The organism is Streptomyces sp. CA-250714, from assembly GCF_050936705.1.
Classification (GTDB): Bacteria; Actinomycetota; Actinomycetes; order Streptomycetales; family Streptomycetaceae; genus Streptomyces.
On record NZ_JBNJMI010000001.1, the window covers coordinates 860466 to 873078 of the forward strand.

The following is a 12613-nucleotide window of genomic DNA, read 5'->3' on the forward strand; positions in this document are numbered from 1 at the left end:
ACCCCTCGTTCCGGTCCATTTGGAGGATGTTGTGCCGAATCCGGACATCGATGATGGCGTGCTCTCATACGCCTATTTGCAATGGCTCAACCAAGCGCCGGAAGAGCGCATGGGAACTCTACCGAACGACGATGTGGAGATCTACGTCGACGCCACACCGTCCTTCCCGGCACAGAACGTGAGACTCGGAGCAGCACTGCACAGCTTCCTCCACCCCGCCAACCCCGGAGCAGGAAAAGACACCGCAGACACATTGCAATACAGCGGCATCCCCGTACACAACCTGGAGGGCCTCGGCCGGCACATCCACCCACAAGCGCTCAACCCGGACCAATTCGCCAAATGGGCGACCCCCGAAGATATCGCGGATGCCGACGACATCTATAAGCTCTTCAATGAAGGACGGGCAACAAGGGGATATCTGCCACGCAAGATCAACCCAAACACGGCCGCGAACCGGAAGAATCCCGAGCCGGACTGGTCCATACACATCAGGTCGCAACTGCAACACAGTCGGAAGGATGAAGCTGCGCTGGGCCCTATGGCGGCATGGGCACTGATCGACAATGACATACCCCTCCAACATTCACAATGGAGAGGTAATGTGAAAATCTCCTCCCAGGTGCTCCTGGATACCGAGAAAGCAGCACTCGAAAGAGCCGAGGAATACGGGCGATATATTCGCGCCTTCTACGACTGGGGAGTGCTACCCCCAAAACACGTACCATCCACCGCCCATATCAGGGGCAATCCCCTACCTGAGTGGGCGCGGCGAACCGTGACTCGACTGCACGGCCTCGCAAAGGCAGTAGGTCAGGCCGCCGCGTCGGAGGAACCGGAAATCGCTGCGCTGAGAGAGGCCGGCCAACTCACTCTGGTGCCCACCGAGTCAGGCAACAGCGTCAGGATTTCCCAGGAGAACAAGAAGACATGCACTATCGCCGAGATCAGGGCGGGCCTGGACCGGCTACCGCCCGCGGTGCGGGAGTTCGGGCCCGGTAACGCACAGCAGCAGAACCAGCTGGGGGCGGCGGGGTCCGCCCAACAACCCGATGCCCCGCACGGGCAGCTGAGAGCCCAGCCCTCGCTCCAGCCCTCTCCTGAAGTTCCGACCTGGGTCGGAGCGGGCGCATTCGCCCCGCCATCCCCCGGCGGACACCAGCCCCCGTCGTCCACGACCCCGGCAATGCCGCCCAGCGGGGCACCCGACCCGCAGCTCCAGCCGACGCAGGGGCAGCGGCGGAAGTAAGCCGCCATTTCGTTTGACGAGTCCGCCGTCACATATCGGGGTCGACACGATGGCAGTGACGGCGAGCCGGCGAGGACCAGGTGCGCCGACGAAGTTGAACCGCTCGGCTTCCGTTCCCGTTCCAGGAGTCGTCGGGCCAGTACGACCCGCGACGCGCGAAACGACCCCTCGTTCCGGTTCATTTGGAGGATGTTGTGCCGAATCTGGACATCGATGATGGCGTGCTCTCATACGCCTATTTGCAATGGCTCAACCAAGCGCCGGAAGAGCGCATGGGAACCCTGCCGAACGACGATGTGGAGATCTACGTCGACGCCACACCGTCCTTCCCGGCACAGCCTGTGAGACTCGGAGCAACGCTGCACAGCTTCCTCCATCCCGCCAACCCCGGAGCGGGAAAAGAGACAGCAACCACATTGGAATACAGCGGCATCCCCGTACACGACCTGGAGGGCCTTGGCCGGCACATCCACCCACGAGCGCTCAACCCGGACCAACTCACCAAATGGGCGACCCCCGAAGATATCGCGGATGCCGACGACATCTATAAGCTCTTCAATGAAGGACGGGCAACAAGGGGATATCTACCGCCCAAGATCAACCCAAGCTCGGTTGAGAACCGGAGGAATCCCGAGCCGGGGTGGGCCGTATACATCAGATCGCGACTGCATCACAGCCGGCAGAACAGAATTTCGCTGGGCCCTGCGGGGGCATGGGCACTGATTGACAATGACATACCCATCCAATATTCGCAGGAGAAGCACCATTTGAAAATCTCCTCCAGCGTGCTCCTGGAAAGCGAGAAGGCCGCGCGCGAAAGAGGCGAGGAACACGGGCGAAACATTCGCGCCTTGTACGACTGGGGGGTAGTACCCCGCGAACATGTGCCAGGCTCCGCCCTTGCCGGCGGCGATGATGTACCTGAGTGGGCGCGGCGAACCTTGGCTCGACTGCACTATCTCGCAAAGGCAGACGGTTCGGCCGCCGCGTCGGAGGAACCGGAAATCGCTGCGCTGAGAGAGGCCGGCCGACTCACTCTGGTGCCCAGCAAGTCAGGCAACGGCTTGAGGATTTCCCAGGAGAACAAGAAGACATGTACTTCCGCCGAGATCAGGGCGGGCCTGGGCCAGCTATCCCCCGAGGTGCGGGAGTTCGGGCCCGGTATCGCACAGCAGGACAACCCGCTGGGGGCGGCGGAGTCCGCCCGGCAACCCGGCGCCTCGTACGGCCAGCCGGGAGCCCAGCACGCACTCCCATTCCAGCCCTCTCCTGAAGTTCCGACCTGGGCCGGAGCGGGCGCATTCGCCCCGCCAACCGTCGGCGGGTATCAGCCCCCGTCCTCGTCCGCGGCTCCCGCGCACGCCCACAGCCTGGCACCCGGACAGCAAAGGCCCCCGGCGCCCCAGGGGCAGAGGCGTAGGTAGAAATATGCGGCCGATCTGTGAGGCTCCTGCCAGGCCCGGCCAGGGCGTCGGGGCCGGTGGGCCGATCGGGCGAGGTGTCCGTTGCCCGATCGGCCCGGCATCGCGCGCCGTGCCCCCGGCTCTCGTCATGAGCCTGGCTCGGCTCACCGATGCCGCGTCGGCTGCGCGGCCTCCCTCACTTGCGGCGAAGAGTCGGCTGGCGCTGCAGTTCATCAGGCCGGCCCGGAGGACGCGAGTGTGCCCCGCTCGTGTACGAACGTTGCAGTGTCAGATCCACGCTCGCTGCCATCTCCTCCCCCGCCGATCCGTTCGGTGACGAGGGAACAGGGGAGTAGTCCCCGGCCGGTGCGGTGTTCACGGGAGGATATGACATCGGGGTTCGCCGGCTCCTGATGCTGCCTATCTGAGCCGCGGTCCCGATCATGGTGAGCAATGCCTCTGTCTCTTTGGCCATCTGGGGCATCGTGCCGGCGGCGTTGAACGCCGCCCCGAAGAACGATGCGGCGTCCAGCCGGATGTTGCTCATTTCGCCCAGGCGATAGTGCTTGTACCCCTGTCGCACGGACTCGGTCGCGACCAGGACCATGCCGGCGAATCCCACATACTTTCCCGCTGTCTCCAACCCGGCAGCTTGCATGCCCTTGCCCCCGACTTGCAGGGCCAGCGGAAAGGCGTCTCGGATGAACCGCGCGACGGAACTCTGGTTGTCCGCCACCCACTGCCTTGAATCACGGAGCCATCGGAAGACGGCCAGTTGGTCCGCGTCGCGACGTGCCGCGAGAAATTCCCCTGGCCCCCGTTCGAGGTCGATGAACCCCAGGACGGGACTCTCGTCCGGAGTGTCGGCCGGAGCCCCGTCCAGGCGAGCGGCCGTGGCATGTCTGGTCATGGCACTCTCGTGAGCCGCCGTGAACGTCTGCGCGCCGCTGGCGCTCGCGGCACCGCCGGGGCTCGCGAGGCTGACGGTGCGGAGGCTGCTGTGCTCGCTGTCATGACTGCCGTTGGCCGACAGCTCCGATGAATGCCTTGAGGTTTCTGTGCCGGTCGATGACACGCGGGAGTCCTTTCGCGGAGCGGGAGATCTGCTTACCGGGCAGCACAACGGAACCGGGAAGTGGGCGGTTCACGGAGGGCGGGGGTCGAATACCGGACAAGTCTCGAGGGCACCGCGGGATCGATGAACCCGATGCCGCGCACGTACGTGGTGGCGCCCATGACGACCGACACCATGAGTTCCGAGTTGGAGACGCCCGCACCCCAGGAACAACAACCCGCGCCCCAGGAACAACAGGGCGATGCAGTCAAGGAGTCTCCCCCCGCTTCGCCACCTCCCCCTGGCCTCGCCCCGCCGTCGTTCATCCTCTACCTGGAAGGGGCCGAATACGCGGCGGCGCTCCGGAAGTTGACCCTGTGGGTTCACCATGTGCTGCTGCCCGTCTACGGCCGGGAGGTGACCTCCACTGCTCCCTGGTGCTCTCGCTGGTGGGAGCACCCGGAAGCGGTCGCCCAGTTCCACGGGCTGTGGCTTGCTTGGGGGGAGCTGACCGGTCCCGGCTCGGGGATGTGTGGCCCCGCCAACTGGCACCGGGACTACCTGGTTCACACCATGAACGCCTTGCGGGACCCGATGGGGCCTTTCGCCGGATGCAAGCCCACCCACCGTCCGAAGGAGACCCCGGTCGTGGACACTCTCGACCCCTTCGGTGCACCGCCTCCGCCGCCCTCTCACTGAGTCACCGCACCAGTTCCATCGGCACGGACAGCAACGAGCCCGTCTCAACCACTGAGCGCTGGAGGACACTTTGCCTGAGAATCCGCTCCCACGAGACGCCGAAGAACAGCAGGCCGGCTGGCGCGACCCGGCCCTGGTCGCCAACGTCGAACTCGCCACGAACATCGCCAACCTGTACGGCCTGGCACCGGGGTCGACCGGTGCGGTCCAAAGCGGCGTCCTCCTCGGGCCTCCGTGGGAAGGCGCACCTGAGTGGGAATACCAGACCAGGGAGTACGTACTCTCGCTCTCCAGGGGAGAGATACTCATCGAGAGCCCGGCGGTCAAGAGGGTTCTCCAAGACGCGGGGATCCGACTGGTCGAGCTGAGGGACTTCGCCTTCGTCGCCCCGGACGTCCCCACGGAAATCGGTCCGGCCGTGAGCTCCGCCGACAGGGATGCCGAACCTACGGATATCGAACTCGCCACGAACATCGCAAAGCTGTACCAGCTCACACCGGGCTCCAGACATGTACTCCCCACGGGTATCCTCCCTCGGTATTACAGAATCGACGCGCCGACGTGGGAAAACCAGACCAGGGAGCAGCTGCTCAATCTCTCCCTGGGAGAACGGGTCGTCAAGAATCCGGTGCTGAAGAAGGTCCTCGAACACGCCGATATCCGACTGGTCGACGAGGGGAGCTTCGCCTTCGTCCACCCGGACATGCCCACGGAAGTCAGCACGGCCGAGAGAGCCGCCAATGCCGCACACGCCGCGCATGTCGCGGCGCTGGTCCCCTACGGCTACCGCCCCTCGCTGCAGGTTCGCGCGGATGCCCCTGCCTGGGAGGTGGAGACCAGGGAACGGTTGCGCCAAAGCACCTTCGAAGACAAGCCGTTGAGCGCTGAGGAGGTGCAGGTTCTCCGCGCGAAGAATATCCGTCTGGTATCAGGTGGGAGAGGCGGCTACATCATCGACTGGAACGCGGATCCCGAGGACAGCGTTCCTGACAAGAACGCCCGTGACCAAAGAGCCGTGAATGTTGCACGGCTGTACGGTCTCGTAGAGGGCTCCACTCGACGCGTCCCCTTGGGTTACCGCCCCTCCCAAACCACGAAAGAGGATCCGAATACGCCGGAATGGGAAAGAGAAGCCAGGAGACTGGTGAACCTTGTTACCAAGCCGGGGCGTACGGTGCCTCCTGAGGTGAAAAGGGTCCTTGACCAAGCACTGATCGCTCTGAAGGAGAGGCAGAGGAGGGGCACCTACCACGTTCACCCCGATGTTCCACTGGAAAGTAACATAAAGGCCAGAGTCGAGAACCACGACTTCGGCACGAACGTCGCGAGGCTGTATGGCCTGGAGCCCGGCTCCACCCCCTTGGTCCCCCACGGGCAGCGCCCCCAGAAGTGGAGGGAGGGCGCGCCCGATTGGGAGAACCAGACCAGGGCGGAGCTGCACGAGCTCCTCCAGCCCGGTCGTCTGATGCCGGCGGAAGTGAAGCAGGTCCTCGACCAGGCGGGGGTCCCCCTGACGCTGAGGAACGACGGAGGCTACCGCATCAGCCTGACCGCCCCGGTGGAAGGACAGGGGAACCACTCCGCGAGGAATCCGAGCGGCCTCACCGCGGCCGCGCTCTTGCCGCATGCTGCCTCCCACCGTACGGACCCGAGCGTCGGCCAACCGTCCGCGTACCGCCCCGAGTTGAACCCAGCGGACCGCCCGAAGAAGCTGGGGCGACGCTGAGTCAAGGGGCGTGAATGCGTGGGGCTGTTGGTCTCAGCGACTGCCGACCGTTTCCCGCTCGGTGCCGAGCACGGAAGCCGTCGGCTCGGAAACGCCCAGTGCCGAGCGCAGCTTTCGCACCGCGTGGTACAGACGCGACTTCACGGTGCCCTGCGGTATGCCGAGCACGGCGGAGACCTCACGTGTCGACCTGCCGGTGAAGTACGTTTCGTACAACACCTCCCGATGCACGGGCGACAGTTTCTCGAACGCCTCGGCCAACAGCAGCGAGGACACCAACTGGTCGACGTCATCGGAGTCGGACAGTGCTTCGTCCAGCCAGCCCGAGCCGTTCACTTCCTTCGGGCGCGCCTGGCGCGAGCGGTATTCGTCGATGACGATGCGGCGAGCGACCTTGAACAACCACGGTCGCAGATTCTGCTGGGGAACGGACACCGCCAGTTGCTGGTGGCGCCAGCAGCGCAGCAGTGTCTCCTGCACCACGTCCTCGGCCCGCTGCCGGTCACCGCCCAGGAACTGGAGCACGTAGCCGAACAACGGCTGTGCGTACTCCTCGTAGAGCAGACGTGTCGCCCGTTCCTGGTCGCTGTCGGCGTCGGCAGATCCCAACAGAGTCCAGCTCATGATGGATTTCCCCCTCGTTCTTTTCTCCGCGCCACGCGGCGGGTCGGCCTCGGGACGTTCAAGGCGGGTCCCGTGGGAGTCGGAGTCTGGTGAAGGGAGAACCACACGACGTTGACGGCGGATGGGACGGCGATGCGGGCCCCCGCGGGTGGGGCGAAGCGGTCCCCGGCCGGGCATTTGCGCTGGTGGGGGCCCTGCTCCGGCGGTGCCCGCGGGGGTCGCATCCGCTCTGAGCGGCCGTCAATGCGTTGTAGATCCTGCTGGTCAGAGCGAGGGAGCGCGGTTCAGGAAGCGTCCAGGAGGGCTTCCAGCCTCCGCTTGACGCGGCTCGGCAGGGCCGCGTCGCCGGTTTCTGGGTCGGCCTCGGCGGCGACCGCGGACCAGGTGTCGAGCAGGGCCCGTCCGTGGGTGCGGAGTTGCCGCGGGTCGGTGAGCTGCCACCAGTTGACGGCGGCACGCCGCACGTACCCGGACGCGCGAGCGTCGCCCTGCTGGTGGCAGACGCGAGCCAGCTCGAGGTAGGCCGCGGTGGCGGCGGCGTGGTTTCCACCGAGGTGGGCGACGTACGCCTCCAGATCGCGGGATGCCACGGCGTAGGGGTGCGCCTCGCCGTAGCGGCTCACGATGTGCTCCCGCAGGCGCAGGGCGAGCACCATGGCGTGCTGCGACTCACCGCGGGCGGCGGCCCGGTTGACGTGGGAGACGGCTTCCTGAAGTTCGCCGGGCACGGTCGGCCCGGTGGTGTCCTCCGCCGGCCGGCGGCGCGCAGGCGTGCTGGAGACGGGCGCCTCCGGAGCGGTTTGGGTCGGGGCCGGGGTTGGGGTTGGGGTCGGGGGCGTGGTCGGAGCAGTCTCGTCCGGGGCCGGCGGTGGCACGGTGTCTTCGGGCTGGTGGACGCGGCTGGAGCCGTCGGGGGCGACCTGGACGCGGGTCGTGTAGCCGCTGCCCCGAAGGTCGAGGACGGTGGCGTCGACGGGTTCGCCGCCGGCCCGCGCGGCCCTGTGCAGGGCATCGAGTGCCACGGCGTGCAGCGGCTCGCCTTCCGGTACCGGGAGGCGCTCGCCGTTCAACGCCACAGCGCCGTTGCGGGTGATGACGACGTACGGGCGGCTGAGTAGCGGCGACGACTCCGGCGGCTGCGCCGGCAGCACCGGCTGCGGTGACTCCGACAGCTGCGGCGACTCGGGCAGCTGCGGCGACTCCGGCAGCTGCGGTGATACGTCGTCGGCCCCTGGCCGGTCCCGGCGTGTTCGGTTGAGGAGCATGCGGTGCTCACCCTCCGCTCTGGTCTGGTTCGGGGGTTGCGGATCCGCTCGGGTAGGACGGGAATTCCGAAGGCGCCACCGAGCCGCCGATACCCTCGAACCGGGGGAACAGCGACCGGATGCCGATGACGTAGTTCTGGGCGCCGTTGTCCTTGGGGATGCCCTTGGCGCCCCGTACCGCGTCCAGTCCCGAGTGGTAAGCGGCGAGGGTCAGGTCGAGGACGCCCTGTCCTTCCGGTACCTGACCGCTGTCGACGAGCGGTTTGACGCTCTCGGCGAGCGAGCAGAGGTACCGGCCCTGGGCCATGATCGAGTCCTCGGCATCGGTTGCGGAGGTTTCGTCGTTGTCGTCCTCGTCCTCGCCGAACTCCTCGAACTTGTCGGGCGGGAGCTGCGAGATGCCGATCTTCCCGTCGGGGCTCTTCATGTCCTTGTTGAAGGAGGACTCCCGCTCGATCTGTGCGGCGATGACGACCGGGCCGATGGCGTCGCAGATGCCCCCGGCTTCCTCGATGGTCTCCGCCAGGTCATCGGGGACGGTGGCAGTGTCCAGTTTCCCTTTGCCGTCGCCTTGCACCGACGCGGCGACCTCATCAGTGTCGATCTCCGGTACCTCGTCGCTGCCGTCGTCTCCACCACCGCCGAAGAAGAGGATGATGGCGATGATCGGGGAGAACAGGACGCCGAGCCCGCCGAAGATGGTCGTCACGACGACGCCGGCGACACTCGTGCCGAGTATCGCCATGAACCCGAGGCAGCCCCCCGCCGCCGCCAGCACCGGGACCGTGCTGCCCGACGATCCTTCACCCTCACTCATGCGAGTCCGTTCCTTTCCCCCGGCCGGTTGCCGGCCGGCTCTCTCCGCGCCGCGATGACAACGGGTTGACGAATGGCGTGAACCGCTTCGGCGGCGGTCCCGTTGTGGCCCTCCAGCGGGACGCACAGCGCTTGCTGGTCCGAACGGGGACAGGGGCACATCGGTTCAATTCACCTTGGTCTCGTCCTGGTTCGGACTGTGGGAGCGCAGCGGCGCCGCAGAGGCACAGGAGTTCACGAATCGCGAGGAGGGGGGCTGGACGCTCATGAGCGTCCCTTCACCGGCGTCCGCCGGTCCGAAGATGTGGGTTCGTGGCCCGACCGCGCCCAGGCCGGCCGGGACACCGAACCAACCGACGGAGTCATCGGGTCCGGTGCTCCAGGCAGCGCCGCCGGATCCGTCCGACACGCTCCAGTTGGCCCGGCCCCCGGCGCACGCGCTCCTTGGGGGAACCCCGGAACGCGCGAATCCCCCGGAGCACGGCGGCGGCTCGGTCGCCTGGGTCGGCGCGCACGGCGGAGCGGGCACCAGCACGCTCGCCGAGCTGGTGGGCGGCATGGACCTGGAACGCCGATGGCCCGATCCGGCCCAAGGCGAACCGCGGCACGTGCTGTTGGTGGCGCGGACGCACGGCACCGGGCTACGGGCGGCGTCCCGGGCACTGGAGGCCCTGAATGAGGGAACGCCCCCCGGCGGGGTGGAACTGCTCGCCCTGGTCCTGGTCGCCGACGCGCCCGGGCGGCTGCCCTTCCAGCTCGGTCAGCGCATCCGGGTACTGCGGTCCGTCGCCGAGGTGCACCGTGTGCCCTGGGTTCCGGCGTGGCGGGGGGAGAAACGGGAGGGGAAGCCGCCGAAGGCCGTGCGCGCCCTCGCCGAGCTGGCCGGGACCGTGCCCGACGGTCCGCCACGAAAGTGGGGAGCCACACGATGACCGCCTTGGATTCCTTGAGTCACGGGTCCGCTCTCCTGGTCGCCGCCGGTCTCGCACCGTACAAACCGACTGTCGAGGCGGACGGCCTGCTCGGCCTTCTCGCCTGGGGCGCCTCGGCGGCGGGGGTGTTCGGTCTCATCGTCGTCGGCATGCAGATGGCCGCCCAGTTGCGCCGTGGAGAGATGGGCGAAGGGGCGACGTATTTCAGGGGGTTCTTCTTCGTGGTCGTCGCGTCCATTGTCGCCACGACCGCCGGACCCATCGTCGAGATGTTCGGGCCGTACAACCCCTGAATTCCGCCGGGACTTTCCGGCACCTTACGGCAATTCACCAGTAGCTTACGGCTATTCACCAGTAGGAGATTTCAATGAACGACCTCATGCTCAAGGTCTATCTGGCCGCTCCGGACCCGACGAAGCAGGCGCCGGCCGGTATCGACAGGAAGGTCACGCAGATGCTGGGCATGGCCGCCTGGGTCGGTACGGCGGCGGGTGTGCTGGGGATCATCATCACCGGCGTGATGATGACCATCTCCATGAAGCGCGGCGAGAGTTCCGAGCACATGAGCCGGCTCGGCATGGTGCTTGCCGGCTGCTGCCTCATCGCCGCGGCGGGCCCCTTCGCCGACTGGCTCTTCTCGGACGGCGGCACCGCCCCGCAGGAGCAGCCGCAGAACCAGCCTCAGAATCAGGACGGCTGAGGGTGTTCAGGCGCAAGAACGGCCAGCCGAACCAGGCGAATGACTCACCGTACTGGAAGCAGCGAAGCTGGATCTTCTCGGCGGTGTTTCTGGCGGCCGCCCTGGTCGTCGGGTCGGTCTCGTATCTGACGGGTTCGGGAGACGGCGAGGACGAAAGGGCGGCTCCGAGCCGGAAAGCCGACTCAGGGCCGCTGTCCAAGGGCGCGCCGAAGGGCCGCGGAGCCTCGGCGGCCGAGCGGCCCGACGGGTGCCGCATCGAGGCCGGGACCGGCGGGAGCAAGGGGAGCACACAGCTCCCCTCGTCCGCGCCGAAGGATGTGGCGTGGCGGAATCTCAAGGGAACCATGGTGCCCACCTCGCCCTCGGCCGGGCCCACGCTGGTCAGTGGTCCGGTGTGGTGGTGTTACGCCCGGACTCCCATGGGCGCCGTCATGGCGGCGCACAGCATCCTCACGCACATGAGCGGCGCCGACTGGCGCACCGTCGCCCAGCAGCAGCTCGTCGCGGGAGAGGGCCGCGAGGAATTCATCTCCCAACGGTCCTCCATCCCGCAGTCGGAGGTGGAGAACCAGGAGGCCGGGGTGTACTCCGGTTTCACCGTGCAGGCCTTCTCGCGGGACGCGGCGACGGTCCGGATCATCATGAAGAGCTCGAGTGGAAGCCTGACCGGGACGACGGTTTCCCTGCGGTGGAGCGGCGGCGACTGGAAGGTGCAACCGCGCGCCAACGGGGCGCTCTATTCCTCCCCGACCTCCACGTCGAGCACCGGCGGATTCATCAGGTGGGGGGCGGCCTGAGATGGCAGTGTGCGAAAGCAGCACGGGAAATCCGCTGCTGGATGTCGCGAAGGGTTTCTTCGACTTCCTGGGTGACCCGGTCGGCACCATCATCAAGGGAATCGCCAACTCCATTCTGGCCGGGGCGATCGCCGCGTTCGGAACGGTGACCAATGAGATCCCCACCTTCGCGCCGAAGCTGTCCAGGGGAGTCAATGAGCAGGTGCAGTGGCTCGTCGTCTATGTCGCCATGGGCTCCCTGCTCGTCGCTAGCATCAAGATGGCTGTGGAGCGCAAGGCGGAACCTGGGACGACGGCGATGCGGGGCCTGGTGCGCCTCATCGTCGTCGCCGGCGGATCGACTGCCATCGTGGGCGCCGTGGCGGCCGTCGGCGACGACTACGCCAACTATCTGTTCGTCGGCGCCGTGGACAAGCAGCTGGACGAGATCGGTTGCAGCTCGGCCACCGGGGTCGAGCCCTTTCTCCTCCTGGTCCTCGCGCTTCTCCTGCTCATCGCCGCGCTCGTACACACGATCCTGCTCTATGTGCGGCTCGCCGTCATGATCCTGCTGTTCGGCACGCTGCCGCTGGCCGCAGCCGCGTCGATGAGCGACTGGGGAGGCGGTTGGTGGCGCAAGCACATCGGCTGGATGATCGCCTGGCTCCTCTACAAACCCACCGCCGGCCTCGTCATCTACGCGGGCTCGGACCTGCTCACGGGCGCCGGCGGAGGAGGCGAGGGCGAAGAGGGGGAGCTCAACGCGCACGCCAAGATCGCCGGAATCTGCGTGATGCTCCTGTCGGCCATCGCCCTGCCCGCGCTGCTCAAGCTCGTCGTCCCCGCCACCGCGGGGCTCGGCGGCGAAAAGGCCTACTCCGCGGGCGTCTCGGCCGTCGGGGGCGCGCTCGCCTCCGGTGCGAAGGTCGTGTCGAGCACGTCGAACAACGGGAGCGCCTCCGGAGCCGGCGGCAGCGGAGGCCCAAGAGGACCCGCGGGTGCCTCGGCCGATTCGGCGTCGGGCGGAGGCCAGTCCGGTTCGCCTGGCCGGCCCCTACCCACCGGCGCCGCCCAGGGCGGTGGCGGTACGGGCAGTCAGGGTGGCAGCGGGGGCCAGGGCGCGGGCGCAGCCGGCGGGTCCGGAGCTTCCGGCGGGTCGGGAGCAGCCGCCGGCGCCGCGAAGGGCGCGGGTGCCGCGGCCGGGCCGGTCGGCGCGGCGATCGAAGCAGCCGTCAAGGCGGGCAAGGCCATCGGCGGCGTCGTCAAGGGCGGTGTGGACGACGCCGACGGGTCCCGCGGCCACAACCAGTAGTCCCACGGTCCCTACGCCGGGGTCTCGCGCTCGGCCGGGGGAATCCCGGACAAGGAA

At 67.3% G+C, this 12613-nt stretch carries 13 protein-coding genes; 9 read left to right on the forward strand and 4 right to left on the reverse strand.

What is annotated here, in order from left to right; genetic code table 11:
- Nucleotides 1-31: 31 nt before the first annotated feature.
- Nucleotides 32-1249, forward strand: coding sequence for a hypothetical protein (locus tag ACQEU8_RS03940; protein ID WP_433096818.1), 1218 nt, complete (start codon nt 32-34; stop codon nt 1247-1249).
- A 194-nt stretch (nt 1250-1443) separates the two neighbouring features.
- Nucleotides 1444-2673 carry a hypothetical protein gene (locus ACQEU8_RS03945; protein ID WP_433096820.1) on the forward strand — a complete coding sequence of 410 codons (1230 nt, stop codon included), beginning with the start codon at nt 1444-1446 and terminating at the stop codon, nt 2671-2673.
- A 175-nt stretch (nt 2674-2848) separates the two neighbouring features.
- Here ACQEU8_RS03945 and ACQEU8_RS03950 read toward each other — a convergent pair whose 3' ends face one another.
- Entirely contained in the window at nt 2849-3727 is an 879-nt protein-coding gene (locus ACQEU8_RS03950; RefSeq protein ID WP_433096822.1) for a hypothetical protein, read from the reverse strand.
- A 159-nt stretch (nt 3728-3886) separates the two neighbouring features.
- Here ACQEU8_RS03950 and ACQEU8_RS03955 point away from each other — a divergent pair, with 159 nt between their 5' ends.
- Nucleotides 3887-4405, forward strand: a complete 519-nt coding sequence (locus ACQEU8_RS03955; RefSeq protein ID WP_433096824.1) for a DUF4913 domain-containing protein — start codon at nt 3887-3889, stop codon at nt 4403-4405.
- A gap of 70 nt (nt 4406-4475) precedes the next feature.
- Nucleotides 4476-6131 (forward strand): hypothetical protein, encoded by a 1656-nt coding sequence (locus tag ACQEU8_RS03960; RefSeq protein WP_433096826.1) that lies wholly within the window; start codon nt 4476-4478, stop codon nt 6129-6131.
- Between the two features lie 33 nt (nt 6132-6164).
- Here the strand turns inward: ACQEU8_RS03960 and ACQEU8_RS03965 are convergent, their stop codons facing one another.
- The 3 genes from ACQEU8_RS03965 to ACQEU8_RS03975 form a co-directional block, all read right to left on the reverse strand.
- Nucleotides 6165-6755, reverse strand: a complete 591-nt coding sequence (locus ACQEU8_RS03965) for a sigma-70 family RNA polymerase sigma factor (protein ID WP_433096828.1) — start codon at nt 6753-6755, stop codon at nt 6165-6167.
- Between the two features lie 284 nt (nt 6756-7039).
- Nucleotides 7040-8020, reverse strand: coding sequence for a hypothetical protein (locus ACQEU8_RS03970; RefSeq protein WP_433096830.1), 981 nt, complete (start codon nt 8018-8020; stop codon nt 7040-7042).
- Between the two features lie 7 nt (nt 8021-8027).
- Nucleotides 8028-8837 (reverse strand): transglycosylase SLT domain-containing protein, encoded by an 810-nt coding sequence (locus tag ACQEU8_RS03975; protein ID WP_433096832.1) that lies wholly within the window; start codon nt 8835-8837, stop codon nt 8028-8030.
- A gap of 373 nt (nt 8838-9210) precedes the next feature.
- Between ACQEU8_RS03975 and ACQEU8_RS03980 the strand changes: the two genes are divergently transcribed.
- The 5 genes from ACQEU8_RS03980 (at nt 9211) to ACQEU8_RS04000 (ending at nt 12556) form a co-directional block, all read left to right on the forward strand.
- On the forward strand, nt 9211-9768 hold the full coding sequence (locus ACQEU8_RS03980; RefSeq protein WP_433096834.1) for a DUF6668 family protein: 558 nt from the start codon (nt 9211-9213) through the stop codon (nt 9766-9768).
- Nucleotides 9765-10061: a hypothetical protein gene (locus tag ACQEU8_RS03985; protein ID WP_433096836.1), complete on the forward strand. Its 297-nt coding sequence runs from the start codon at nt 9765-9767 to the stop codon at nt 10059-10061. Before ACQEU8_RS03980 ends, ACQEU8_RS03985 begins: the two co-directional genes overlap by 4 nt.
- Nucleotides 10062-10135: 74 nt before the next feature.
- Complete coding sequence (locus ACQEU8_RS03990) at nt 10136-10468, forward strand: hypothetical protein (RefSeq protein WP_433096838.1); 333 nt, start codon at nt 10136-10138, stop codon at nt 10466-10468.
- A 2-nt stretch (nt 10469-10470) separates the two neighbouring features.
- A complete protein-coding gene (locus ACQEU8_RS03995) occupies nt 10471-11265 on the forward strand; it encodes a hypothetical protein (RefSeq protein WP_433096840.1) in 795 nt (264 codons plus the stop codon).
- 1 nt (nt 11266) lies between these two features.
- The gene (locus ACQEU8_RS04000) at nt 11267-12556 is read left to right on the forward strand and encodes a hypothetical protein (RefSeq protein WP_433096842.1); all 1290 of its coding nucleotides are present in this window, start codon (nt 11267-11269) and stop codon (nt 12554-12556) included.
- Nucleotides 12557-12613 lie beyond the last annotated feature (57 nt).